Here is a 17,366-nt window from a genome sequence, read left to right as displayed (position 1 = left end):
AATGTGCAGAATGTGGCGGTTCGGGGCGGGTTACTTGATGCGCTGACCGGGCTTGGCGCCGCTGTCAGGGCTCAGCAGGTAAATCTCTTCACCGCCAGGACCCGCTGCCATCACCATCCCTTCGGAGATACCGAAGCGCATTTTCCGAGGCTTCAGGTTGGCGATCATCATGGTCAACCGACCCTCCAGCTCTGCCGGGTTCGGGTAAGCGCTCTTGATGCCGGAGAAGACGTTGCGCTTCTCGTCGCCGATATTCAGCGTCAGGCGCAGCAGCTTGTCGGCGCCTTCGACGTGCTCGGCTTTTTCGATCAGCGCGACCCGCAGGTCAATTGCCGCGAACGCATCAAAGTCGATCTCCGGGGAGAGCGGGTCTTTCGTCAGTTCGCCATTGCTCTGTGGTGCCGCACCAGTGTCAGTGGCGCTGGCGGCCAGGTCTTCTTTCGATGCGTCGGTCATGGCTTCCACTTTTACAGGGTCGATGCGGGTCATCAGGGGCTGGAACGGGTTGAGCTGATGATTGCTCAACAGCGTCTGGTGGTCATCCCAGGTCAGTGGCGCAACGTTGAGGAACTGCTCGGCGTCTGCGGCCAGATTCGGCAATACAGGCTTGAGGAAGATCACCAACTGACGGAACAGATTGATGCCCAGTGCGCAGATCGCCTGGACCTCGTCCTGCTTGCCTTCCTGCTTGGCCAGCGACCAGGGCGCCTTGTCTGCAATCCAGGCGTTGGCGCGGTCGGCCAGGGCCATGATTTCGCGCATTGCACGGGCAAAGTCACGTGCCTCGTAGGCATCGGCAATGCTTGGCGCTGCGGCATGAAAAGCGTCGGTCAGCTCGGGCTCTGCGTTGCCCGCCACCAGCAAACCTGCGTTGCCTTTCTGAATGAAGCCCGCGCAACGACTGGCGATGTTAACCACCTTGCCGATCAGGTCAGAGTTGACCTTCTGCACGAAGTCCTCAAGGTTCAGGTCAAGATCGTCGACGCCACGGCCCAGCTTGGCGGCGTAGTAGTAACGCAGGTACTCCGGCGACAGGTGCTCAAGGTACGTACGCGCCTTGATGAAAGTGCCGCGGGATTTCGACATCTTCTGGCCGTTGACGGTCAGGTAGCCGTGCACGTTGATGCCGGTAGGCTTGCGGAATCCCGAACCTTCGAGCATCGCTGGCCAGAACAGCGCATGGAAGTTGACGATGTCTTTGCCAATGAAGTGGTAAAGCTCGGTCGTCGAATCCTTGCGCCAGAAGGCATCGAAGTCCAGTTCCGGGCGACGTGCGCAGAGGTTCTTGAAGCTCGCCATGTAGCCGATGGGAGCATCCAGCCACACGTAGAAATACTTGCCCGGCTCGTCGGGGATCTCGAAGCCGAAATACGGCGCATCGCGGGAGATGTCCCACTGCTGCAGGCCGGAATCGAGCCATTCGGCGATCTTGTTGGCGACGGCGTCCTGCAACGTCCCGCTTCGCGTCCAGCTCTTGAGCATGGCGTCGAATGCCGGCAGGTCGAAGAAAAAGTGCTTGGAGTCCCGGAGCACCGGGGTTGCACCGGAAATCGCCGACTTCGGATCTTTCAGGTCAGTCGGGGCGTAGGTGGCGCCGCACTTTTCACAGTTGTCGCCGTACTGGTCTTCAGTGCCGCATTTCGGGCAGGTGCCTTTGATGAAGCGGTCGGCCAGGAACATTTTCTTTTCCGGGTCGAAATATTGCGTCACGGAGCGCGTGGCGATGTGGCCGGCGTCGCGAAGGCGTTTGTAGATCTCGCTCGACAGCTCACGGTTTTCATCAGCGTGGGTGGAGTGGAAGTTGTCGAAATCCACCAGGAAGTCAGCGAAGTCGGCGCTGTGCTCGGCCTGCACGTTGGCGATCAACTGCTCGGGCGTAATGCCTTCTTTCTCGGCGCGCAGCATGATGGCCGAACCATGGGCGTCGTCCGCACACACGTAAATGCACTGGCTGCCACGGTGCTTTTGAAAGCGCACCCACATGTCGGTCTGGATGTACTCGAGCATGTGGCCAAGGTGAATGGAACCATTGGCATAGGGCAGGGCGCTGGTGACGAGAATCTTGCGTGGCTCGGACATTGGGCTCGGCTACTTGAAGTGAAACGGAGGTCGGCCACTATAAAGGCCTGAGCGTTTTTTTTCATCCCGCGCTGCATGTCGGAATCTGCCGATGTGCTTGAAAGGAAACGTCGTTGCGTTCTTTATCGGACATACAAGGTAGGATGGCCGCCTGTTTTAGTCAGTCTTTATAGGGAGTCACCCATGAGCGCTGTCAATCGCGCAACGGTGGAAGCCGTCCTTCGCCAGTACACCGATCCTTACTTGAATCAGGACCCGGTCAGCGCCGGGTGTGTCCGCGCCATCGAGATCGAAGGCGACCGCGTGAGTGTCCAGCTGGAACTGGGTTACGCCGCCGCGCTGTTCCAGAACGGCTGGGCACAGATGCTGCAGATGGCGATTGAAGGGCTGGATGGGGTCGCCTCGGCCAGTGTCCGGATCGCCTCGGTCATTCATCCCCACAAAGCCCTCGGCCAGATCCCCGGCCTGGCCAATGTGAAGAACATTGTGGCCGTTGCGTCCGGCAAAGGCGGTGTCGGTAAATCCACGACGGCGGCGAACCTGGCGTTGGCGCTGTCCCGAGAGGGTGCGCGCGTCGGCATTCTTGACGCCGATATCTACGGCCCGAGCCAGGGCGTCATGTTCGGCATCGCCGAAGGCACCCGTCCCAGGATCAAGGATCAGAAGTGGTTCGTGCCGATCGAGGCCCATGGCATCGAAGTGATGTCCATGGCGTTTCTGACCGACGACAACACGCCGATGGTCTGGAGAGGACCGATGGTGTCGGGTGCACTGTTGCAACTGGTGACCCAGACCGCCTGGAATGATCTGGATTACCTGGTCATCGACATGCCGCCTGGCACCGGTGATATCCAGCTGACCCTCGCGCAGAAAGTGCCGGTCGCGGGCGCAGTGATCGTCACGACCCCGCAGGACCTTGCATTGCTGGACGCGAAGAAAGGCGTGGAGATGTTCCGCAAGGTCAATATCCCGGTGCTGGGTGTCGTCGAGAACATGGCCGTGCATATCTGCTCGAACTGCGGCCATGCCGAGCATCTGTTTGGCGAAGGCGGAGGGGAAAAGCTGGCGACGCAATATGGCGTCGAGCTGCTGGCCTCGCTGCCGCTGTCCATGTTGATTCGAGAGCAGGCCGATGGCGGCAAGCCGACGGCGATTGCCGAGCCGGAGAGCCAGATTGCGATGGTGTACCAGGAGCTGGCGCGTCATGTCGGCGCGCGTATTGTGTTGCAGGAAGCTGCGAGTGCGCAGATGCCGAACATCTCTGTGAGCGACGACTGATCCGCTGAAGCTGAAAGCTGGAGGCGCGATGTGCCGGACGATCGGCATGTCGCGTTAGCAAGAGGCGAGGTAGGGGGCAGAGGGGATGTGCAGCAGTAGCCTTTATGCAGGCGTAAAAAAACCCCGCTTTTGAGGGCGGGGTCTTTTAAGCGAATCAGTACAAGTTAGATAACTTGAACTTCTTCAGCTTGCATGCCTTTCTGACCGCGGGTAGCGATGAAAGAGACCTGTTGGCCTTCTTTCAGGCTTTTGAAGCCGTCAGATTGGATAGCTTTGAAGTGAACGAACAGGTCGTCACCGGATTGTGGAGTGATGAAGCCGAAGCCTTTTTCATCGTTGAACCACTTAACGGTACCAGTTTGGCGATTAGACATGGTGTATCTCCTTGGACAAAGTTAACTGCGACTCAGGAAATGCCCTGGCCGAGACTGAGTGCAAAGAGCAGGAAAAATTCTTGGAGATGGTTGGATCGAAATTCAACATCGTGTAGATATTCTCAGTGACACAAGCAACACAGTGGGGCCACCTTACCCCTTTTTCCGGAATGTGCAAAGGGTCTGTCGGAGATTTTTTCTTGAGGTGGCTCAACGACCTTAATGCGCACGGCGCGCAATCTTTGAACCCGGGGCGTTCGACCGGTAAGATGCCGGACATCTTTTTCACCTCGCTATTCAGGACACCGCCATGAGCATCAAATCGGACAAGTGGATTCGCCGCATGGCGCAGGAACACGGCATGATCGAGCCGTTCGTGGAGCGTCAGGTGCGCGGCGAAGGCGCTGATCGGGTGATCTCTTTCGGTGTCTCCAGCTATGGCTACGACGTGCGTTGCGCCGACGAATTCAAGGTGTTCACCAACATCAATTCGGCCACCGTCGACCCTAAGAATTTCGATGAAAAAAGTTTTGTAGACATCAAAAGCGACGTTTGCATCATCCCGCCGAACTCGTTTGCGCTGGCACGCACCGTCGAATATTTCCGTATTCCTCGCAATGTTCTGACCATTTGCCTCGGCAAGAGCACCTACGCGCGCTGCGGCATCATCGTCAACGTCACGCCCCTCGAGCCGGAATGGGAAGGCCACGTGACCCTGGAATTCTCCAACACCACCACGCTGCCGGCGAAGATCTACGCCAACGAAGGCGTTGCCCAGATGCTGTTCCTGGAGTCCGACGAAGAGTGTGAGGTGTCCTACAAGGACCGTGGTGGCAAGTACCAAGGCCAACGCGGTGTAACGCTGCCACGCACGTAATCACGCCATTTGTCAGCCCGTTACTGAATTTGTCTCGGAATTCGCACTCTATTGACTGAACTGTTCCCATCCGCACCATGCGGGTGGGGCCAACGCTCAGGAGTGCCCTATGAAGAGACACATCAACACCAGCAGCAATGAAACCGACCCGAGTCCCAATCAGGTTGGGTTGCTGGCTTGGTCGCTGTTAGCGCATCCACACCTCAATAACATGGTCGCCGGGGGTATTCCCGGGCAGCCTAATCCTGACACCCCGGACTTTGAGCAACCCTTAGAGCCGGGCGTGCCGACCATTCCGGACGAGCCACCGCCTGCACCGGTCGCTTGATCCAGCTCCCGCCGTTGCCTGGGCATCGGCGGGAATCTCCTGTCTTCTGCCAACTCAGTCGCGCCCACTTGGTTCGACCCGGTAAGTCACCAGAGCGTGCCTCGTCGATTGTTCGGCTTGGTGTTCAAACCGCCTCCCATACCGCCCCATCCCCCACCACGTAAACCCTGCTGTTTTCCGCCCGCTCGATGTTCATGCCGCCTGTAAACGCGCCAAACGCCGGCAGCAGACTCACGCGTGGCAATACGTAGAAACACGGCAGCCGCAAGCGCTGTCGTCCTCGTCCGTACAGCCGGTAGGCCGGGTGCACATGGCCCGCCAGGACGTGGAAGTCAGGGTGCGGGTCAGGCTCGTGCTGTAGCGCATACGGCCCCATGAACATGGGTTCCTCGACGACGTCCATGCGCAATTCCGGGGGTGGGTCGCCGGCACGCTTGTCATGGTTACCTCGAATCAGAGTGATCGCCAGACCCTCATGCTTGTCGCGCCATGCCTGAATGGCCGACAGCGTGCCGGTCGCGTGGGATTCCGGAGCGTGCAGAAAATCTCCCAGAAAGATCAACCGCTCGCAGTCATAGCTCGCCAGAAGTGCATCCAGGCGCTGAAGGTTATCGTCGGTGGTGCCGTGGGGCACTGGCTGACCCAACCGTCGGTAGGCCGCAGCCTTGCCAAAGTGAGCGTCGGCAATCAACAGCGCCCGCTCGGCCGGGTAGTAAATCGCTTTGTCCGCCAGTAACCACAGCTCCGCACCTGCCAGCTGAATCGACAGATACGGCCTCACGTCATGACCTCAGGCCCGGCGGCTTTCTCGAGGTCGCTGACCATCCGTGCGATACGGTCGGAGAGTTTTTCGGTGCTGAGGCTTTCGCGCATGCGTTCTACCAGCAGCGGGAAGGCCATCGGGGTGGGGCGTTTGATCACGTGCAAATCCAGGGTTCGGTTGTTGATACGGCTCAGGGTTTGTTCGAGACGGGCCACGTCCAGCTCCTGCCGCAACACTTCCTCTTGAGCTTGCGTCAGCAGCAGGTTGCCGGCGTCGTACTGTTTGAATACTTCGAAGAACAATCCGCTCGACGCCTGGAGCTGTCGGTTGCTCTTCGGCGCGCCGGGGTAGCCGGAGAACACCAGCCCGGCGATGCGGGCAATTTCGCGGAAACGGCGCAGCGCCAGTTCGCCGGCGTTCAGGCTGGCAATGATATCGGCCAGCAGCTCGTCTTCGGAAAACAGCTGGGTCGTCAGGCGCTCGTTCCAGTCGATCGGGGTGGCGCTGAGCAGCTCGAAGCCGTAGTCGTTCACGGCGATGGAGAAGGTCAGTGGCGTGTCGCGGCTCAGTCGCCACGCCAGCAGGCTCGCCAGCCCCAGGTGCACATGGCGCCCGGCGAAGGGATAAAGAAACAGATGCCAGCCTTCGCGGGACTTCAAGACTTCCGCCAGCAGCGTGTCCTTGCGTGGCAAGGCTGACCATTGCCGCTGCACTTCAAGCAGCGGGCTGACGATGTGCATCTCGGGGCTGCTGAAATCGCCCCGGGCAGCGGCATCGAATTTTTCGACAACGGCGTCTGCCAGTTCGTTGGAGAGCGGCATCCGTCCGCCATTCCAGCGTGGGACGGCGGCTTTTTTGCCCGTAGCCTTTTTCACGTACGCGGTCATGTTCTCCACGCGCACCAGTTCCAGCAGGCGACCGCTGAACAGAAACCCGTCTCCGGGTTTCAAGCGAGCGATGAAGCCCTCTTCGACGCTGCCGAGGGATCCACCTCCGCCGCCCTTGCTCCAGTACTTCACGTTGATGCTGGCTTCACTCACGATGGTGCCCACGCTCATGCGGTGGCGGCGGGCCAGGCGGGCATCGGGGACGCGCCAGATGCCGTCTTCGTCAGGCTCGACGCGTCGATAATCAGGGTAGGCCGTCAGTGACAGGCCGCCGTAGCGCACGAAAGCCAAAGCCCACTCCCACTCCTCGTCGGTGAGGTCGCGATAGGCCCAGGCGGTGCGAACTTCGGCCAGTAGCGCGTCGGGCATAAAGCCGCCACCGAGGGCCATACTCACCAGATGTTGCACGAGGACATCCAGCGGTTTGTAGGGTGATTCCCGGGGTTCGATCAGACGCGCGTTGACGGCGTCGCGGGCAGCGGCGGCTTCTACCAGCTCCAGGCTATGGGTCGGCACCAGCGTGACCCGTGACGGACGGCCCGGCGCGTGGCCCGAGCGTCCCGCACGCTGCATCAGCCGCGCGACGCCCTTGGCCGAACCGATTTGCAGTACGCGCTCGACTGGCAGAAAATCCACGCCTAAATCGAGACTGGAGGTGCAGACCACAGCTTTCAGGTGGCCTTCTTTCAGCGCACGTTCAACCCAGTCGCGGACCTCACGGGACAGCGAGCCGTGGTGCAGCGCGATCAACCCGGCCCAGTCCGGGCGGGCTTCCAGCAGCGCTTGATACCAGACTTCCGACTGTGCCCGGGTGTTGGTGAACAGTAGGCAACTGGAACTGCTGTCCACCTCGGCCAGCACCTGCGGCAGCATGCGCAGCCCCATATGTCCGGCCCAGGGGAAGCGTTCGATGGAGGGCGGCAACAACGTGTCGACGATCAATTTTTTGACCACTTTGCCATGGACGGTGGTGCCGTGGTCGCCCACCAGCACCTGTTGCGCGTGGGCTTGATTGCCGAGGGTCGCGGAAAGGCCCCAGATGACCAGTTCAGGATTCCACTGGCGCAGCCGGGCCAGCGCCAGTTGCAGCTGAATGCCGCGCTTGTTGCCGATCAGCTCGTGCCATTCATCGACCACGACCATCTTCAGCGTCGACATCGTCGCCTGGGCATCGGCGCGGGTCAGCAGCAGCGTCAGGCTCTCCGGCGTGGTGATAAGCGCGGAGGGCAGGCGCCGACCCTGTTTGGCGCGCTCGCTGCTGCTGGTGTCGCCGGTGCGCAGGCCAACACTCCACGGGATCTGCAAATCCTGCAGCGGGCCTTCCAGTGCGCGGGCGGTGTCGGCGGCGAGGGCGCGCATGGGCGTGATCCACAGCACGCTCAGGGGAGCGGCAACGGGTTTGCGCTTGCGCGGCTTCATCTCGGTCGATTCGGGTGCAGGCCGGGCGAACTGGTTGAGGGCGGCGAACCACACCGAGTAGGTCTTGCCCGCGCCGGTGCTGGCGTGCAGCAAACCCGACTCGCCGCGAGCGACGGCGGCCCAGACTTCTTTCTGGAAGGGGAAGGGTTTCCAGCCTCGCTCTGCAAACCAGCGCTTGGCGAAATTGACGGCTTTTGGCATGCGCAGGCTCTGGGAAGGGGTTAAGTCAGAGACCGCTCAGAGCGTGGAATAGTTTGATGGGATGTCCGTTTGGATTGGTTTGAGTGACTCGTTTTTTCCCTTGGACCGCGTTGTCGACTGTGAGGACAAATCCTGTGGGAGCGAGCTTGCTCGCGAATGCGGTGGGTCAGCAGCAAGGAAGCTGACTGACAGAATGCCTTCGCGAGCAAGCTCGCTCCCACAGGTTACGCGTGCGCTGAACCAGAGTGGGGTGTCAGCCCCGCATCTCTACAGCAAGTGACTATTTCAAATTTCCACTCAGAAACTGCTGCAAGCGCTCGCTCTTCGGGCTGCCCAGCACGTCGTCCGGGTGGCCCATCTCTTCGATCTGGCCCTGGTGCAGGAACACAACCTGATTGGCGACCTTGCGGGCGAAGCCCATTTCGTGGGTCACCAGAATCATGGTCCGGCCCTCTTCAGCGAGGCCCTGAATCACCTTCAATACTTCGCCGACCAGTTCAGGGTCGAGCGCTGAGGTAGGCTCGTCGAACAGCATGATTTCCGGTTCCATCGCCAGGGCGCGGGCGATGGCCACGCGCTGCTGTTGGCCACCGGACAGAAACGCCGGGTACTGATCGGCGACGCGCGCGGGCAGGCCGACCTTGTCCAGGTATTTGTGCGCACGGGCCTCGGCTTCGGCTTTCGACACGCCCAACACCCGGCGCGGCGCCATGGTGATGTTTTCCAGCACCGTCATGTGGCTCCACAGGTTGAAGTGCTGGAACACCATGGCCAGTCGCGTGCGAATCCGCTGCAGCTCGGCCGGGTCGGCGACGCGCATGCCGCCGGTGTCGCTGACCATGCGCACGGGCTGGCCGTCCAGGCTCATGGCGCCGTCATTGGGTTGCTCGAGAAAATTGATGCAGCGCAGGAACGTGCTCTTGCCCGAGCCGCTGGCGCCGATCAGACAAATTACGTCGCCGACGCTAGCCTTCAGCGACACCCCTTTGAGCACCTCGTGGTCACCGTAGCTTTTATGCAGGCCATCGATGGTCAGTTTGTACATGAAGGGCAGTCCTCAAGGAGAAAGTAAGTAGCCGCTGCGGTAGGCTTCGGTACCAGCGACATGGGCGATGACCATGCCTGCGGTCGCCATGCGTCGCAATGAGCGGGCGTACATAAGGCCAGCGTTGGCCGTGTGGATCGGGGTCACTGCGTCGCTGATCGGATCGATGACCTCAGCGATCAATTGCCCCGCCTCGACGTATTCGCCGGGCAGTGTGCAGAACACCAGCAGACCACCGACAGGCGTGGCAACCGGTTCGACCCCCGCCAGCGGGGTCGCCGGGTACAGCAGTTCGGGTGGCGCAACCGGCTCGCCGGCAATGGCGCCGTGGTGCATCAGGTAGCTGATGATCGCCTGACAGTCGCGGCTGGCGAGGGCGTGATTGACATCGCCCTGGCCGCGCAACTCCAGGGTGACGGAAAAGCTGCCCATAGGAATCGGGAAGCGCTTGGCAAAGCGCTGCTGCAGTTGCCACCAGACCAGCGTGAAGCATTCATCGAACGACTGTCCGCCGGAGTCGGTGGCCAGCAGGCTTGCCTGTGCGCCGAGATAACGCGACAGCGCTTCGACCTGGGGCCAGGCCTCAGGCGTGGTGTACAAGTGCTCGACGGATTCGAAATCGCAATGCAGGTCCAGCACCACATCAGCGTCACAGGCCAGGCGCTGCAGCGTCAGGCGCTGGGACTCCAGTTGGGTGCTGCCGACGCAGTTATTCAGTGCGCCCAGCAAGGTTTTGCGAATCAGTGCGACGTTGTGCCGGGAATCATCCGTCAGCAGCGCTTCGACTTCATCGCCCACCTGCTGACCGAGGTCGACGAAGCGGCGGTTGAAGTTCTGTCCGCTTTCAAGCTCGTAACGGCCCAGCGGCATGTCCATCAGGACCTGCTCCAGCCCGACGGGGTTGGCCACCGGAACGACCACCACTTCGCCGAGCAACTGGCCGGCGTTTTCGAGCTCGGCCAGCCGTTGCTTCAAGTACCAGGACACCAGCATGCCCGGCAGCTCGTCGGCGTGCAGGGACGACTGGATGTAAACCTTGCAGGCGCCGTGTTCCGGGCCGTAGTGAAAGCTATGGATCTGCCGCGCGGTGCCAGGCACCGGGGCCAGCAGATCATGGGTCTGGTGTCGCATGCAGGGTTCCTAGTGAGTCGGGCCGAGGAAGGCCAGCCAGCGGCGTTCAGCCAATCGGAACAGGCCTACCAGAATGAACGTGACCGTGAGGTAGATCAGCGCCGCAATACCGAACGACTGGAACGTCAGGAAGGTGGCCGAGTTGGCGTCCCGCGCGACCTTGAGGATGTCCGGCACGGTGGCGGTGAAAGCCACGGTGGTCGAGTGCAGCATCAGGATCACTTCGTTGCTGTAATAAGGCAGCGAACGGCGCAGTGCCGACGGCATGATGACGTAGGTGTACAAGCGCCAGCCGGTCAGGCCGTAAGCCTTGGCCGCCTCGACTTCGCCGTGGTTCATGCTGCGAATCGCACCGGCGAAGATCTCCGTGGTGTAGGCGCAAGTGTTCAAAGCGAAGGCGAGGATCGTGCAGTTCATCGCGTCACGGAAGAACGCGCCTAGCATCGGCTGCTCCCGTACGGCGGCGATGCTGTAGATGCCGGTGTAGCAAATCAGCAACTGGATATACAGCGGCGTTCCACGGAAGAGGTAGGTGTAGAACTGCACCGGCCAGCGCACCAGGGGATTGCGCGATACGCGGGCGATGGACAGCGGAATCGAAACGATGAAGCCAATGGCGATGGAGGCACTGAGCAGCCACATCGTCATGGCCAGGCCGGTGATGTTCTGGCCGTCCGTATAAAGGAAGGCGCGCCAGTATTCTTGCAGCAACTCGATCATCGTTGAGCCTCCCGGCTGCCGGCGGCATAACGCCGTTCGGCCCAGCGCAGGGCGAAGTTGGACACGCTGGTGATGACCAGATAGATCAGTGCGGCGATTACCAGGAAGAAGAACAGCTGATAGGTGCTTTTACCCGCGTCCTGGGCGGCTTTGACCAAGTCGGCCAGACCGATGATCGACACCAGCGCGGTGGCCTTGAGCACCACTTGCCAGTTGTTGCCGATGCCGGGCAGGGCGAAGCGCATCATCTGCGGGAATACCACCATGCGAAACCGTTGCGAACGGCTGAGCCCATAGGCCGTGGCGGCTTCGACCTGACCGCGCGGTACGGCGAGAATCGCGCCGCGGAAGGTCTCGGTGAAGTACGCGCCATAGATGAAGCCCAGCGTGATGACGCCGGCAGAGAAAGGGTCGATCTCGATGTAATCCCATTCCATCGCATTGGTGAGCGTGGTCAGCCAGGTTTGCAGGCTGTAGAAGATCAGCAGCATCAGTACCAGGTCCGGTACGCCACGGATCAACGTGGTGTAGATCTGGGCAGGAACGCGCAGCACGGCGGCTTTTGACAGTTTGGCACTGGCGCCCAGCAGGCCGAGCACAATGGCCAGCAGCAGCGACATTACCGATAATTTGACGGTCATCCAGGTGCCTTGCAGCAACAGCGGGCCGAAGCCTTTCAGGCTGAATGCTGACAGTCCCAGGTTTTGCAGGAGAGTTTCGAACATGTGCAACCTATACAGTCAATAAAAACGCCCGTGAACTTCAGCGACGGATTCTGGCTGAAATCAACGGGCGTCTGTTTGCTTATTTACCGCTGTACAGATTCAGATCGCCGAAGTGCTTCTTCTGGATCTCGGCGTACTTGCCGTCGTCGTGTAACGCTTTGATACCCTTGTCCAACAGTGCTTTCAGGTCCTTGTTACCTTTCGAGATGCCGACTGCGGTTTTGGCTGGCAGCAGGGGATCGTCGATAGGCTTGCTGACTTCATAGTCACCGCCTTGTGGCGATTTCAGGAAGCCCAGTTCGGCTTGCAGCATGTCTTGAACCGAGGCATCCAGACGACCCGAAACGAGGTCGGCATAGACCTGATCCTGGTTGGCGTAGGCCTGGGTTTTCACGCCAGCCTTGTCCAGAACGGCCTTGGCGTAGGCTTCCTGGATGGTGCCTTGCTCGTAACCCACGGTTTTGCCTTTGAGCGAGGCCGTGTCAGCACTCAGGCCGGAGCCTTTTTTGTAGACCAGTGAGGTAGGGCCGGAGAACAGTTCGCTGGAGAAGTCGATGACTTTCTCGCGGGCCGGGGTCACGGTCATGGAGGAGATCACGCCGTCGAACTTGTTGGCTTTGAGACCTGGGATCATGCCGTCGAAGTCGCTTTCGACCCACTTGCACTTGACCTTCAATTCAGCACAAATCGCGTTGCCCAGATCGATATCGAAGCCTACCAGGCTGCCATCGGCGGCTTTGGATTCGAAGGGCGCGTAGGAAGGATCGACGCCGAAACGCAGCTCCTTGTACTCCTTGGCCATTGCGTTACCGGCGGCCAGACAGATGGCGAGAGCGGAAAGGGTCAGCCATGCTTTTTTCATCGTTCAGTCCTTAAAACCAAATTGAGCGTTGGGAACACGCGAAGGCTTGCTACCGGCAAAAGCCAGACCGCAAATAGACAGCAATTTCCGAACCAAAGAAACGAACGCGCGTTTTAAATGTACGGAGTTGTCGCAATGATGACTTAGCGCCATCTTTTGTCTTTTTTTGAGGCCCCGCAGGCATCGGCAGAGTAGCCGTATCCCGTTGAGAGTGGGCGAAAAAGTTGCAGCCTTCGGGGTGACCAGCGGCGCTTGTTGTGATGGAGGGGAGATTCGAAACGCCTGGCGGGGCTTGTCGCTGAGGGGTGCGTTTTTCAGCGCGCCCCATTTCAGCGCATTCGACGCGGACCGAAGCCAGGCCCGCGCACCGCGACGGTGCTCAGGCCAGCAGGTCCTGCAGCGTCGCCAGGCTGTCGGCTTCGGCAACGGGCTTGTCCAGGCGCCAGCGCAGCATCCTGGGGAACCTGACAGCGATTCCGCTCTTGTGCCGTTTCGACAGGGCGATGCCTTCGAAGCCCAGCTCGAACACCAGGGTCGGGGTAACACTTCGCACCGGGCCGAATTTGTCGACGGTGGTCTTGCGGATGATTGCATCGACTTTGCGCATCTCTTCGTCGGTCAGCCCCGAATACGCTTTGGCGAAGGGCACCAGCGTCCGTTCGCTGGATTCCGGCGGGCCGTCCCAGACCGCAAAGGTGTAGTCGCTGTACAGGCTGGCGCGGCGGCCGTGACCGCGCTGGGCGTAGATCAGCACCGCGTCGACGCTGAACGGGTCCATCTTCCATTTCCACCAGACGCCCATGTCCTTGGTGCGCCCGACGCCGTACATCGAGTCCCGTGCCTTGAGCATCATGCCTTCCACACCGAGACTGCGGGACGCCTCGCGCTGCCGGCCAAGGTCGAGCCAGTCAGTGCCGGTCAGCACGGGGGACGGCATCAATACCGGGCTCTGGGCGCTGGCGATGACTTTTTCCATCTGCGTGCGGCGCTCATGTTGCGGGCGACTGCGCCAGTCGTGGCCTTCCCATTCCAGCAGGTCGTAAGCCAGCACGACGACCGGCACGTCTTCCAGAATCTTCTTGCCAAGGGTTTTGCGGCCGATCCGCTGCTGCAGCAGGGCGAAGGGTTGTACCGACGGCGTCGCTTCGCCAGGTGTGCCGGGCGCAGGGGTGTCCAGCGCGAACTCGCCGCTCTCCGGATTCTCCGGCGTCGCGGCTTTCCAGACGACAATCTCGCCATCGATGACGGTGCCGTCGGGCAGGCACTGAGCCAGGGTGTGCAGTTCAGGGAAGCGATCCGTGACCAGTTCTTCACCCCGCGACCAGATCCACAGCCGACCTTCGCGCTTGACCACCTGGGCGCGAATGCCGTCCCACTTCCATTCCACCTGCCAGTTTTCCGCGGCGCCCAGCAGATTCTCGAACTGATCGACCGGCTGCTGCAGCGCGTGGGCGAGGAAGAACGGGTAGGGCTGGCCACCGCGTTGCGCGTGTTCGTCGGCCGATTCTTCGGCGATGAGTTTTAGATAGCCCTCGGCGCTGGGGCGATGGGAAAGATCGGTGTAGCCGACGAGTCGCTGGGCCACGCGCTTGCTGTCGATATCAGCCAAGGCCGCGAGGGCCCGTGTCACCAGCAGCTTCGAAACACCGACGCGGAAACTGCCGGTGATCAGCTTCAGGCAGACCATCAGGCTTTGCGGGTCCAGTTGCGACCAGAACGTCGGCAAACGCTCGAGCAACTCTTCCGGGGGCAGACCACGCAGGGGCAGCAGATGGTTTTCCATCCAGCTGGCCAGGCCTTCTTCGGAGCTGTGCTCGGCTTTGGGTAGCAACAGCGACAGGGTTTCCGCCAAATCGCCGACCGCCTGATAGCTCTCCTCGAACAGCCATTCCGGCAAGCCGGACAATAACAGTGCCTGCTCACGCAACATGCGCGTCGGCACCAGTTGCCGTGGGCGTCCGCCGGACAGGAAGTACACCGCCCACGCGGCGTCTTCGGGGGAGGCGTTGCTGAAGTAAGCCTGCATGGCCGCCAGCTTGGCGTTGCTGGAGGTGGTGGCGTCGAGGTCCGAATAGAGTTCGGCGAAGGCCTTCATGAGGAGGCCTCGCCTGTCGATTCGGGGCCGGGTGCAGGTTCGGTCTTGGCCGCTGCGTCGTCTTCTTCGTCGCCGTATTCGGTGCTGAAGCCTTGGGCGTCGAGGCCCAGTTCGCGCAGGTAGCGCACCAGCACGGCCACTGAACCGTGGGTGACCATTACTCGCTCAGCGCCGGTGTTTTCAATGGCCCAGAGCAAGCCCGGCCAGTCGGCGTGGTCGGAGAGGGCAAAGCCTCGGTCGACGCCGCGCCGACGTCGGGTGCCGCGCAGCATCATCCAGCCGCTGGCGAAGGCGTCGCTGAATTCGCCAAAGCGGCGCATCCAGGTGCTGCCGCCGGCGGAGGGCGGTGCGACGATCAGGGCGCTGCGCAACGCGGGGTCGGTTTTTTTGAAGTCGCCGGCGTAGTGGGTTTCGGGGATGCGCACGCCGGCTTCGCGGTAGACGCGGTTCAGCGGTTCGACGGCGCCGTGGACGAGGATCGGGCCGATGCTGGGGTCGATGCCGTGGAGGATGCGTTGGGCTTTGCCAAATGAGTACGCGAACAGGACGCTGGCTTTGCCGGCGGCGGCATTGGCGCGCCACCATTCGTTGACCCCGGCGAAGATTTCCGCCTGAGGTTGCCAGCGGTAGATCGGCAGGCCGAAGGTGGATTCGGTGATGAAGGTGTGGCAGCGCACGGGTTCGAAGGGTTCGCAGGTGCCGTCGGGTTCGACTTTGTAGTCACCGGAGGCCACCCAGACTTCGCCCTGGTATTCGAGGCGGACCTGGGCGGAGCCGAGGACGTGGCCGGCCGGGTGGAGGCTGAGTTTGACGCCGTGGTGGGTGATGCTTTCGCCATAGGCGAGGGTCTGGAGGTTGATGTCCTGGCCCAGTCGGGAGCGCAGTATGCCTTCGCCGGGCGCGGCGGCGAGGTAGTGTTCGTTGCCGGTGCGGGCGTGGTCGCCGTGGGCGTGGGTGATGACGGAGCGTTCGACCGGGCGCCATGGATCGATGTAGAAATCACCGGGCGGGCAGTAGAGGCCTTCGGGGCGGGCAATGACGAGATCCATGGTTTAACCGGGTTTGGGGACTTGTCAGGTAGAGCGGTGGCGGGGCGCAGAAGTTCGGGGTTTTGACGCTAGATCAAGATCAAGATCAAGATCAAGATCAAGATCAAGATCAAGAGCGTCGGCCTAACGGCTCGACTGTTTCGGCTTCGCCGAGTTACTTGGAAAAGCACCCCAAGTTACCAAGGGTGCTTGCTCTCGGTTGGGCCCGACTTCGTCGGGTTCCTTCACTCCGGTCTCGCTCCGTGGGCCCGCCGCCATCCGCCATCCATGGCGGGGGGCGGCTCTCGCGGCATCCATGCCGCTCGGCCCACTCCGCGAGACCTGCGTTCAGCCTGCACCAAAGTCGCGTTTGGCGTTGTTTGAGCCTTTTGCGTATGAAGATCAAAAGCAGATCAAAGGCAGATCAAAGGCAGATGCAGATCAACGGCTTCCCGGCTAAAGCCGGTCCTACACAGACCGTGTGAAAACCAGCTACTCAGCAGCTAACCAAAAAAAATGCCCCGATCAACTCGGGGCATTTTCCATTTATACAGAGAAGAAAAAGACCTTCCTCAGGCCAGTAACTCCATCATTCGGCGCACACCCAGCACGTTGATCGCTCTTTTCAGGTTGTAGGCGTTCACCGCCAGCGCCATTTCCGTTCGCGCACCTTTGAGCTGGCGAAGCAGGAACCGGCCATTGCCGTAAATCCATTGTTTGAGGTTGCCAAACGGGTGCTCAACGATGCTTCGTCGAGCCTCGACGATTTCCGGGTGGGCCTGCATTCGCAGCGCCATTCGCTCAAATGCATCTTCATAGGCATGACGTGTGATCGAGCGGTATTTGGTCTTGGTGCATTGGTTTTTAAGGGCGCAGGATCCACAAGCGCCAGCGCTGGCGCGGTAGAAACGCTTTCCCTTGTTCAACTGAACCAGCGTCAGCAAATGGCCTGTCGGGCATTGATAACGATCATTTTCCCGATCATAGGTGAAGTCTTCCCGACGGAAAAACGAGGGCTCTTCGACCTTGCTGTTGATGGTTCGATTGATCGGTACATACGCTGTGATGCCCGCGTCGTCGCAGGCTTGGAAGTGCTTGCCGCTGGAGTATCCAGCATCAGCCGTGACGGTCAGATTCGGCTGTTCCAGCACTTCCTGAGTCGCTTTTGCCATCGGCTCCAGTTGCTTGCGATCGTCGCTATCCTGAGTGACTTCGTGGTGCACGATCAGGCTGTTTTCAGCGTCGACTGCGGTCTGCACGTTGTAGGCAACGGCCATGCCCTGCGGGGCTCGCATCATCCGCGCATCGCTTTCGGTGCTGATGAATTGCGTGATTTGCAGCTCGTCCATCAGTGCCTGGCAGGTCAGGTTGTCGTCCCGCTTGGCGGTCAGTTTTGCCAGCACCGTTTTAACAGCGCTTCGATCCACAACCTCTTCATTTTCGTCGCGATCCGCGCTATCCAAATCCTCCAGATATTTCGCTATCCGGCGATCAAGTTTTTCCTGATCGCGCTTGAGGTGCTTGGTGCTGATGTGACGACGGGCCGAGGCTACG

The 17,366-nt window shown here is 60.7% G+C and carries 15 protein-coding genes; 3 read left to right on the top strand and 12 right to left on the bottom strand.

Annotation, left to right across the window (positions count from 1 at the left end; translation table 11 throughout):
• Positions 1-30 precede the first annotated feature (30 nt).
• Entirely contained in the window at positions 31-2,079 is a 2,049-nt protein-coding gene (gene metG, locus QWI18_RS05420; protein WP_369318369.1) for a methionine--tRNA ligase, read from the bottom strand.
• Positions 2,080-2,262: 183 nt separating this feature from the next.
• Between metG and apbC the strand changes: the two genes are divergently transcribed.
• The gene (gene apbC, locus QWI18_RS05415) at positions 2,263-3,357 is read left to right on the top strand and encodes an iron-sulfur cluster carrier protein ApbC (protein ID WP_296310250.1); all 1,095 of its coding nucleotides are present in this window, start codon (positions 2,263-2,265) and stop codon (positions 3,355-3,357) included.
• A gap of 164 nt (positions 3,358-3,521) precedes the next feature.
• On the opposite strand, the gene QWI18_RS05410 is transcribed toward apbC, so the two are convergent.
• Complete coding sequence (locus QWI18_RS05410) at positions 3,522-3,731, bottom strand: cold-shock protein (protein ID WP_002554837.1); 210 nt, start codon at positions 3,729-3,731, stop codon at positions 3,522-3,524.
• 310 nt (positions 3,732-4,041) lie between these two features.
• On the opposite strand from QWI18_RS05410, the gene dcd reads away from it, so the two are divergent.
• On the top strand, positions 4,042-4,608 hold the full coding sequence (gene dcd, locus QWI18_RS05405; protein ID WP_002554836.1) for a dCTP deaminase: 567 nt from the start codon (positions 4,042-4,044) through the stop codon (positions 4,606-4,608).
• Between the two features lie 109 nt (positions 4,609-4,717).
• Positions 4,718-4,936, top strand: coding sequence for a hypothetical protein (locus QWI18_RS05400; RefSeq protein WP_065992572.1), 219 nt, complete (start codon positions 4,718-4,720; stop codon positions 4,934-4,936).
• A gap of 124 nt (positions 4,937-5,060) precedes the next feature.
• On the opposite strand, the gene pdeM is transcribed toward QWI18_RS05400, so the two are convergent.
• The 10 genes from pdeM to QWI18_RS05350 form a co-directional block, all read right to left on the bottom strand.
• Positions 5,061-5,717, bottom strand: a complete 657-nt coding sequence (gene pdeM / locus QWI18_RS05395) for a ligase-associated DNA damage response endonuclease PdeM (RefSeq protein WP_369318368.1) — start codon at positions 5,715-5,717, stop codon at positions 5,061-5,063.
• Entirely contained in the window at positions 5,714-8,206 is a 2,493-nt protein-coding gene (locus QWI18_RS05390) for a ligase-associated DNA damage response DEXH box helicase (protein WP_369318367.1), read from the bottom strand. The genes pdeM and QWI18_RS05390 overlap by 4 nt, the downstream gene beginning before the upstream one ends.
• Positions 8,207-8,486: 280 nt before the next feature.
• Positions 8,487-9,251 carry an ABC transporter ATP-binding protein gene (locus tag QWI18_RS05385; RefSeq protein ID WP_172609421.1) on the bottom strand — a complete coding sequence of 255 codons (765 nt, stop codon included), beginning with the start codon at positions 9,249-9,251 and terminating at the stop codon, positions 8,487-8,489.
• 12 nt (positions 9,252-9,263) lie between these two features.
• The gene (locus QWI18_RS05380; RefSeq protein ID WP_065992576.1) at positions 9,264-10,382 is read right to left on the bottom strand and encodes a succinylglutamate desuccinylase/aspartoacylase family protein; all 1,119 of its coding nucleotides are present in this window, start codon (positions 10,380-10,382) and stop codon (positions 9,264-9,266) included.
• Positions 10,383-10,391: 9 nt separating this feature from the next.
• The gene (locus tag QWI18_RS05375; protein ID WP_065992577.1) at positions 10,392-11,102 is read right to left on the bottom strand and encodes an ABC transporter permease; all 711 of its coding nucleotides are present in this window, start codon (positions 11,100-11,102) and stop codon (positions 10,392-10,394) included.
• Positions 11,099-11,827 (bottom strand): ABC transporter permease, encoded by a 729-nt coding sequence (locus tag QWI18_RS05370; protein ID WP_369318366.1) that lies wholly within the window; start codon positions 11,825-11,827, stop codon positions 11,099-11,101. The genes QWI18_RS05375 and QWI18_RS05370 overlap by 4 nt, the downstream gene beginning before the upstream one ends.
• A gap of 79 nt (positions 11,828-11,906) precedes the next feature.
• Positions 11,907-12,689: a transporter substrate-binding domain-containing protein gene (locus tag QWI18_RS05365; protein WP_065992580.1), complete on the bottom strand. Its 783-nt coding sequence runs from the start codon at positions 12,687-12,689 to the stop codon at positions 11,907-11,909.
• Between the two features lie 379 nt (positions 12,690-13,068).
• Positions 13,069-14,784: an ATP-dependent DNA ligase gene (locus tag QWI18_RS05360; protein WP_369318365.1), complete on the bottom strand. Its 1,716-nt coding sequence runs from the start codon at positions 14,782-14,784 to the stop codon at positions 13,069-13,071.
• On the bottom strand, positions 14,781-15,833 hold the full coding sequence (locus QWI18_RS05355) for a ligase-associated DNA damage response exonuclease (RefSeq protein WP_369318364.1): 1,053 nt from the start codon (positions 15,831-15,833) through the stop codon (positions 14,781-14,783). Before QWI18_RS05355 ends, QWI18_RS05360 begins: the two co-directional genes overlap by 4 nt.
• Positions 15,834-16,384: 551 nt before the next feature.
• A partial coding sequence (locus QWI18_RS05350; RefSeq protein ID WP_369318363.1) for a transposase occupies positions 16,385-17,366 on the bottom strand: 982 nt, incomplete at its 5' end.

The organism is Pseudomonas sp. W2Oct36, assembly GCF_041060465.1.
GTDB lineage: Bacteria > Pseudomonadota > Gammaproteobacteria > Pseudomonadales > Pseudomonadaceae > Aquipseudomonas > Aquipseudomonas graminis_B.
This window is presented reverse-complemented; position numbering and strand designations above follow the sequence as displayed.